Genomic DNA, 7,510 nt, shown 5'->3' with positions numbered 1-7,510 from the left:
AGCGGGCGGAGACCGTGGTGCGCGTCGCCCGGTGGCTGGCGGGCCACGGCTTCCCCGCGGTGCGGCTCCTACCGGGCGTGGAGCAGCCCATCCGGCTGTACGGCCAGATGATCACCCTGTGGGAGCACATCCCCGAGACGGGGCTCCGGCCGGACGGCGCCGATCTCGCCATCTTGCTCAAGCGCCTGCACCGGCTCCCCGGCCCGCCCGCCGACCTGCCGCGATGGCATCCGATGGACGAGGTGCGCCAGCGCCTGGCCGAGCCTGAGGACCTGGACGCCGGCGACCACGCGTTCCTGCTGCGGGAGTGCGACGAGGTCGAGGAGCAGCTCGCGGGGCTCCGCTACGTGCTGCCGCGGGGCGTCATCCACGGGGACGCGTTCATCGGCAACCTCATCGCGGGCCCTCGCGGCCCGGTGCTGTGCGACTTCGACGGCACGTCCATCGGCCCCCGCGAGTGGGACCTCGCGCCCCTCGCGGTCGGGCGGCTCCGCCTCGACTACGCGACGGACGACCACGCGATGCTGGCCAAGCACTACGGAGTCGACATCACCGAGTGGGACGGGTTCCCGGTTCTGCGCCGCCTTCGCGAGCTGAAGCTGGTCACCAGCGTCCTGCCCATCCTGCGCAGTAACCCCGGCATCCGCCCCCAGTGGGAACACCGCATGCGGACCTACCGGGCCCGCGACCTCACCACCCGGTGGCAGCCGTACCGCTGACGCCGGGCGGGGGCGGTCTGGGCCGTGCCAGGATGTGACCGTGACGACGGCCATGGAGACGGGCATCGACCTGGCGGATCTGGCGTTCTGGCGCAGGCCGCCCCAGGAGCGCGACCACGATTTCGCGCGGCTCAGGAAGCTCGATCACCCGGTGTTCTTCGCCGAGCGCCGGGTGCCGCTGCTCCGCTCGGGCAAGGGGTTCCACGCCCTGGTGCGGCACGCGGACGTGGTGGAGGCCAGCCGCAACGCCAAGGTCTTCTCCAGTGAGCCCGCCGTGACCAACCCCGAGCCGCCCGGCTGGGTGAAGCACGTGTTCGGCGACTCGATGGTCAACCTCGACGACCCCCGCCACGCCCGCCTCCGCCGCATCGTGTCCCGCGCGTTCTCGCCCAAGATGCTCGGCAAGCTCGACGACGACATCGTGAGGGCCGCCGGGCGCATCGTCGACGACGTGGTCAAGGAGGGGCCGCGTGACTTCGTCGCGCAGGTCGCCGCCCGGCTGCCCATCCACGTCATCTGCGACATGGTGGGCGTTCCCGACGACATCCGGGCCAAGGTGCACCAGCACGTCGACGTCTCCACCGCGTACACCGGGGTGCGCATGAGCCTGCCGCGCACGGTCGCGATGGCGGGCCGCAACATGGCGGCGCTGTTGGCCCTGCAACGCCTGGTGATCAAGCTGGGCCGCGAGCGGGAGAAGAACCCCTCGGACGACCTGGTGTCCGCGCTGGTCAACGCCAACGTCGACGGCGAGCGGCTGACCCCGAGGGAGCTCGGCTCGTTCTTCACCCTGCTGCTGGTCGCGGGCAACGAGACCGCCCGCAACACGATGGCCCACGGGCTCAAGCTGCTCACCGACAACCCCGGCGAGCGGGAGCGGCTCGTCGGCGACTTCGACGGCCACATCGGCGGCGCGATCGAGGAGACCGTCCGCCACGTCTCGCCGATCATGCAGTTCCGGCGCACGGTCACCGAGGAGTACGAGATCCGGGGGGTACGGCTCGCGCCCGGCGACAAGGTGGTGCTGTTCTACGGTTCGGCCAACCGCGACGAGGACGTGTTCGACGACCCCGACCGGTACGACATCACCCGCAGCCCCAACCCGCATGTCGGCTTCGGCGGCCCCGGCCCGCACTTCTGCCTCGGCGCCAACCTGGCCCGCCAGGAAATCAAGATCATGTACCGCGAGCTGTTCACCCGCCTGCCCGGCATCCGCGCCGTCGGCGACCCCGAGCTCCTGCTCTCCAACTTCGACAACAGCGTCCGCACCCAGTCCTTCACCTTCTAGCCGGCCGGTCACGCCTGCCCGAGGCGCTGGAGGCCCTGCCGGCCCGCGCACCCGCCCGCACCCGGGCCGTGCTGATCGGCGCGCAGATGCGCAGGGGCCTCTACGGCGACCGGTGCGAGAGACATGACGGGGTCACCTACTGCACCCTGCCCACCTACACCTCCTAGATCCCCGTCCGGGCGCGGACCGTCCGTTGTTCCTCGGGCGGGGGACTCTGGCCCTGGCGGCCCCGGACGACCCCCGGTGAGCCCGTCCACCGGGGATGGGCCGCCGCGCTCCCGGTCCTGGTGCTCTTGCTGGTGGTGGCACACCGCGACCTCAGGGTCAGGGCGGGGAGCCTCCGGAAGCGGGTGACCGGTTAATGTCCGGGTTGTGGATATTGGCGACTTCAGCCTGGACCCGTCGATCACGCACCTGAACCACGGTTCGTTCGGGGCGGTGCCGCACTACGTCAGGGAACGGCAAGACGAGCTCCGCCGGGAGGTGGAGCTCAACCCCGACGTCTTCTTCGCCACGGTTCTCGACCGCATCGCCAAGGCGAGGAACGAGGTGGCGGCCTTCCTCGGTAGCGAGCCCGACGGCATGGCGTTCGTCGCCAACGTGACCGAGGGCGTCGCGGTCGCGCTGAACAGCGTGCCGCTCGCGCCCGGTGACGAGATCCTGATCAGCGATCACTCCTACGGTGCCGTGGAGATCGCCGTACGGCGGAGCGCTGAGCGTGCCGGGGCACGGGTGGTCAAGGTGACGCTTCCCGGGCAGGAGGACGGCGAGTGGTCGGGCGAGGAGGCCGCCGAGGCATTCCTGGGCGCGGTCACGCCGCGTACGAAGGTGGCGGTCTTCGACCACATCACCTCGGCCACCGCGCGCCTGCTGCCGGTGGCCCGCCTGGTGGAGGGGTTCCGCGCCCTCGGGGTGGTCACGATCGTGGACGGGGCGCACGCGCCGGGCATGCTGGACCTCGACCTGAGCGAGCTGGGCGCCGACTTCTGGACCGGGAACCTGCACAAGTGGGCGTTCGCGCCGAGGCCGTCCGGCGTGCTGGCGGTGGCCCCGGCGTGGCGCGAGCGGGTCGAGCCGCTGATCCCGTCGTTCTACCAGGGGGACGGCTTCCCGAGGAGCGTGGAGTTCCAGGGCACCCGCGACTACACCGCCTGGCTGGCCGCGCCGTACGGGCCGCGCCTGCTCGGCGACCTCGGCGCGGGAGCCGTACGGGCTCAGAACGCCGCGCTCGTCGCACGCGGCCAGGAGATCGTCGCGGAGGTGACCGGGCTGACGCCCTGGCGGTCCGACCCGGAGCTTTTCATGCGGATCCTGCGGCTGCCCGACGGCATCGGGGAGAGCCAGGCGCGGGCGGAGGCGCTGTCCGCCGAGATCTTGCGCAAGACGGGCTGCCGGGCGGCCATACGCCCGTGGCCCGGCACCGGCCTCCTCCGCCTCTCGGCCCAGGTCTACAACCGCGAGCAGGACTACCAACGCCTTGCGACCGGCCTTCGCGACGTGTTCGCCCAGAACGGCCGTCCGAACGGTACGGGGCCTCGTCCACGGCTCGCCGGATGAGGCCCCGCCGACACCTTGACGTGGCCTCCATCGCAGTGCCGGCCCGCCGTCCGGTGGACGGGCCCCACCATCGCCTCCGCCGCGGTGATGCTCGACGCCGTCGCCGATGCCCTCGACACGCCGCACTTGGTATGCCCGGCGTCGGCAGCGGTCCGTACAGATCGCGCCGCTGATCAGGCGGTGAGGCCTGCTAACGGCGGGGCGTGGTGACCGAGACGCTCCGGGACTTCGGGCTGTGATTGCCCGCACCGTCCCGGGCCCGTACCCAGAAGGTGTAGCGCTCGCCGGGTGACAGGCCGGTGACGGTGAGCGTGGTGGCGGTGGTCGCGATCTCGGTGGTGCCCGCGGCGCTCTTCTGCCCGACCTCGTACCCGGTGACGGCGACGTTGTCGGTCGCGCGCGGCCAGGTCAGCGTGACGCCGTGCGGGGTCGGACGGCCGGCGGTCAGGCCGGCGGGCGCGCGGGGCGGCACGGTGTCCGGGATGACCAGCTCGGTGATGGAGTTCGCCGGGTACGTGGCGGACACCACCGCGGACGGCGTGCCGTGCGACGACGCGGCGGGGGCGGGCCGCAGCGTCACGTCGGGGCCGCGGACGATGCCGGTCAGGTTCGCGCCGCTGTAGCGGTAGACCTGGGCGGTGCCGCCCGGCGCGGTGCCGGTGACGGTGAGCGGGCTGGCCAGGTCCGAGCTCGTCTTGTTGACGACCATCAGCGTCAGCGCGCCGTCGCTCCGGCGCGTCGCGCCGTACACGGCCAGCTGCGACTGGTCGGTGCTGGTGGAGCCGACCGAGGTGTCGCCGAACCGGCCTCCCTTGCCGTCGTAGTTCAGGTACATCCTGAAGGCGTACGCCCCGGGGTCGGTGGGCGCGGGCGGGCCCCATAGGGTCGCCAGGTCGGCGCCTTCCCGGCCGAAGATGCCCAGGGCGTCCGCCTGCGCGAGAGCGCCGTTGAGCGACCCGATGGCGCCGAAGCTGTACTCCGTGAGGGCGACCTTGGTTCCCGGGTAGTTCCGGGCGATCATGTCCTTCATCCGGGGGATGAGGTACACGGGCTGGTTGATCCAGCTCTCGTCGGTGTACGTACGGTCCCACAGTGTGCGGGTCTGCCGTAGCCGCAGCGCCTGCGTCGCGGCGTCACCGGGGTCGCCGGAGGTCACACCGCTGCCCTGGGGGTACCAGTGGTTGTCGTAGTAGTCCAGGATGCGCACGCCGTGGCTCTGCTCGTACGCCTTCATCTGCGCCAGGTACCACTCGCCGAACGGCAGGCCGCCGTGCGCGGCCTGGTCCGGCGGGTTGCTCCAGCACCCCTCGATCGCGCATCTCTGCTGGTCGGAGCCCGAGAGCGTCAGCGACGACCAGCCCCAGCCGACCGGCCCGAGGGTGGCCGCACCCGGATCGGCCGCCTTGACCGCGCCGGCGATGGCGTAGGTGCTGTCGCGCATCTCGTCGTAGGTTGGCCCGGCCGGGTGCACATCACGGTGGGTGGAGAACCAGATGTCCGGCTCGTTGTCCAGGTTGTAGAAGCGCACGCCGCCGTGGGCCGCGTCGCCGTACTTCGCGCCGAGGTGACCCAGCCAGCCGGTGACGTACTCGGGGCCGATCTCCACGCTGGTGTCGTGCGGGTCGTTCCCGGTTATTCTGGTGCCGTCGGGCCTGACGCCGTTGCCGCAGTCCGGGGCCCACGGGTCGGTCGACTGCTGCGGCCCGTACTTCGCCACGCTGAAACCGCACGCCTTCGCCCGTTCCTTGGGCGCCCACCCGATCAGGGGCACGGTCAGGATGGTGTCGGTGCCGGTGCGCACGTTCTGGTCGGTGAACCGGTCGGTCTCCGAGCCGTCCGGCAGGCCGGCGGGGTCGGGGTTGTCGCCGGGGACGTTCTCGAAGTACCAGTCGCTCGCCCGGTTGGTCGTGTCAGTCCGGTAGTCGTACCGGGTGGTGGCGTTGCCGCCCCACCGGCGCACCGGCAGACCCAGTTCCTTCGCCAGTGACTCGTCGGCGAAGTTCATCCCGTACACGTACGGGCTGATCGGGTGGGTCGGTGCTGTCAGGTCGACCGAAAGGCTCAGGTCGGCGGCTCGGGCTGTGCCGGTCGCTGCGCCGGGCGTGACCAGCAGGGCCGTGGACAGCAGGGCGGCCCAGGTCAGGGTTCGGGGCATGGCGTGGCGCCTCCTTCGGGGCGATGGTGCTGCCCCGCAGGAGCCGTGGTCTAGGCCCGCGCGCCCACTGGGAAGAGAGAGCACTGGTCATAGGCCCGCCGGAGCTGAAACTTTCACCTACGGCGATGCCGGCGGTCACCGCTCGCTCTGAACCGTACGAAGCCCCGCCCGAGCGCCCGGCTCGGTACGGCGGCGTGGGCGCGCGGCGGAGCTTGTCGGCAGAACGATACGACTCACCCGGCCAGCTCGCGTACGCCCTTCAGGAGCCGGTCCACGTCGGAATCGTCGGTGTAGGGGGCCATCCCGGCGCGTACGGCTCCCGCGTCGCCGAGTCCCAGCCGGTGGCTGCACTCCAGCGCGTAGAAGCTGCCCGCAGGGGCGTTGACCCCGCGCGCCGCCAGGAACTCGTGCACGTCGGCCGGCGGGACGCGGCCGACGGAGAACAGCGTCGTCGGGGTGCGCCTGCGCCGGGGCGAACCGTGCAGGACTACCCCAGGGATCTCGGCCAGCCCGGAGTCGAGCCGTTCGAGCATGATCTCCTCGTGCCGCTCCAGCGCGGCCATCGAACCGGCGAGGCGTTCGCGTCGGGTCCCTTCGCCTGGTACCAGATCGGCGAGGAAGTCCACCGCCGCCGTCGTCCCGGAGAGCACCTCGTACGGGAGCGTGCCCAGCTCGAACCGCTCAGGCACCACGTCGGTGGCGGGAAGCAGCTTGTCCGGATGGACGGTTTCGAGCACACCCGGGTCGGCGGCGAGCACGCCCAGGTGCGGGCCGAGGAACTTGTACGGCGAGCAGGCGAAGAAGTCGGCGCCCAGCTGTCCGATGTCCACCAGGGTGTGCGGCGTCAGGTGGACGCCATCGACGTACAGAAGCGCCCCGGCCGCGTGCACCGCCTCGGCGATCGCCGGGATGTCCGGACGCGTGCCGAGCAGGTTCGACGCGGCGGTGACGGCCACGAGCCTGGTGCGTTCGGTGAGCAAGTCGGCCACCGCGGCGGTGTCCAGCTCGCCGGTCTCGGGGGCGAACTCGGCCCAGCGCACCGTGACCCCGCGCGACTCGGCGGCGTGCACCCACGGCCGGATGTTCGCGTCGTGGTCCAGTCGGCTGACGACCACCTCGTCCCCGGGGTTCCACCCCTTCGCGAGGGCACGCGCCATGTCGTAGGTGAGCTGCGTCATGCTCCGGCCCAGTACGATGCCGGACGGCGTGCCGCCGAGCAGGTCCGCCATCGCCTGACGCGCCTCGATCACGATCGCGTCGGCCCGGCGCTCGGCTGCCGTACGGACCCCGCGGTTGGCGATCGCGGCGCGCAACGTGCCGGCCACGGCGTCCGCCACCACGTCGGGCACCTGCGACCCACCCGGCCCGTCAAAGTGCGCCGCGCCCTCGTCCAGCGCAGGGAACCGCGCCCGCACAGCCGCCACATCGTAAGCCACAAAACCTCCCCAAATCACCGCACCTCAATGGCATGACGATATGCCCAGTACCGCCCCCACATCCCCGCACCCGCACCCCGAACACAGCCCCACCCCGCACAAGGATGTTCCAATGACGGCTCGGGTCCGTGCCGGGGGCAGTGGTGGCGGCGGTGGTTCATGCCCGACGGCAATGACGGCGATGGTTCATGCCCATGGCTACGACGGGGATTCGTGTCCGGTGGCTGTGGTGGGCAGGCTCATGTCCGGTGATGTGGATGTGGCTGCGTAGTGGCCTTCCGGGCGGGTGGGCGGGAGTGCTGTGGGAGGTAGGTGTAGGTCCAGCGGTCTTTGCCGGTGCGGTGGCGTTGGTAGA

Annotated in this window: 5 protein-coding genes; 3 read left to right on the top strand and 2 right to left on the bottom strand. The window is 71.5% G+C overall.

What is annotated here, in order from left to right:
* The 3 genes from AB0O34_RS35645 to AB0O34_RS35635 all read left to right on the top strand — a co-directional run.
* On the top strand, positions 1-719 hold a 719-nt coding region (locus AB0O34_RS35645; RefSeq protein ID WP_363923211.1), incomplete at its 5' end, for an aminoglycoside phosphotransferase family protein.
* Between the two features lie 52 nt (positions 720-771).
* Positions 772-2,007 carry a cytochrome P450 gene (locus tag AB0O34_RS35640; protein WP_363923213.1) on the top strand — a complete coding sequence of 412 codons (1,236 nt, stop codon included), beginning with the start codon at positions 772-774 and terminating at the stop codon, positions 2,005-2,007.
* 372 nt (positions 2,008-2,379) lie between these two features.
* Positions 2,380-3,564 carry an aminotransferase class V-fold PLP-dependent enzyme gene (locus AB0O34_RS35635; protein WP_363923209.1) on the top strand — a complete coding sequence of 395 codons (1,185 nt, stop codon included), beginning with the start codon at positions 2,380-2,382 and terminating at the stop codon, positions 3,562-3,564.
* Positions 3,565-3,754: 190 nt separating this feature from the next.
* Here AB0O34_RS35635 and AB0O34_RS35630 read toward each other — a convergent pair whose 3' ends face one another.
* Both AB0O34_RS35630 and AB0O34_RS35625 read right to left on the bottom strand, forming a co-directional pair.
* Positions 3,755-5,719 (bottom strand): glycoside hydrolase family 44 protein, encoded by a 1,965-nt coding sequence (locus tag AB0O34_RS35630; RefSeq protein WP_363923207.1) that lies wholly within the window; start codon positions 5,717-5,719, stop codon positions 3,755-3,757.
* Between the two features lie 233 nt (positions 5,720-5,952).
* Positions 5,953-7,155 (bottom strand): cysteine desulfurase-like protein, encoded by a 1,203-nt coding sequence (locus AB0O34_RS35625; protein WP_363923205.1) that lies wholly within the window; start codon positions 7,153-7,155, stop codon positions 5,953-5,955.
* Positions 7,156-7,510 lie beyond the last annotated feature (355 nt).

It is taken from the genome of Sphaerisporangium sp. NPDC088356, assembly GCF_040685555.1.
Classification (GTDB): Bacteria; Actinomycetota; Actinomycetes; order Streptosporangiales; family Streptosporangiaceae; genus Sphaerisporangium.
Note: the sequence above shows the minus strand (reverse complement) of the source record. Positions and strands in the feature narration are given on the sequence as shown.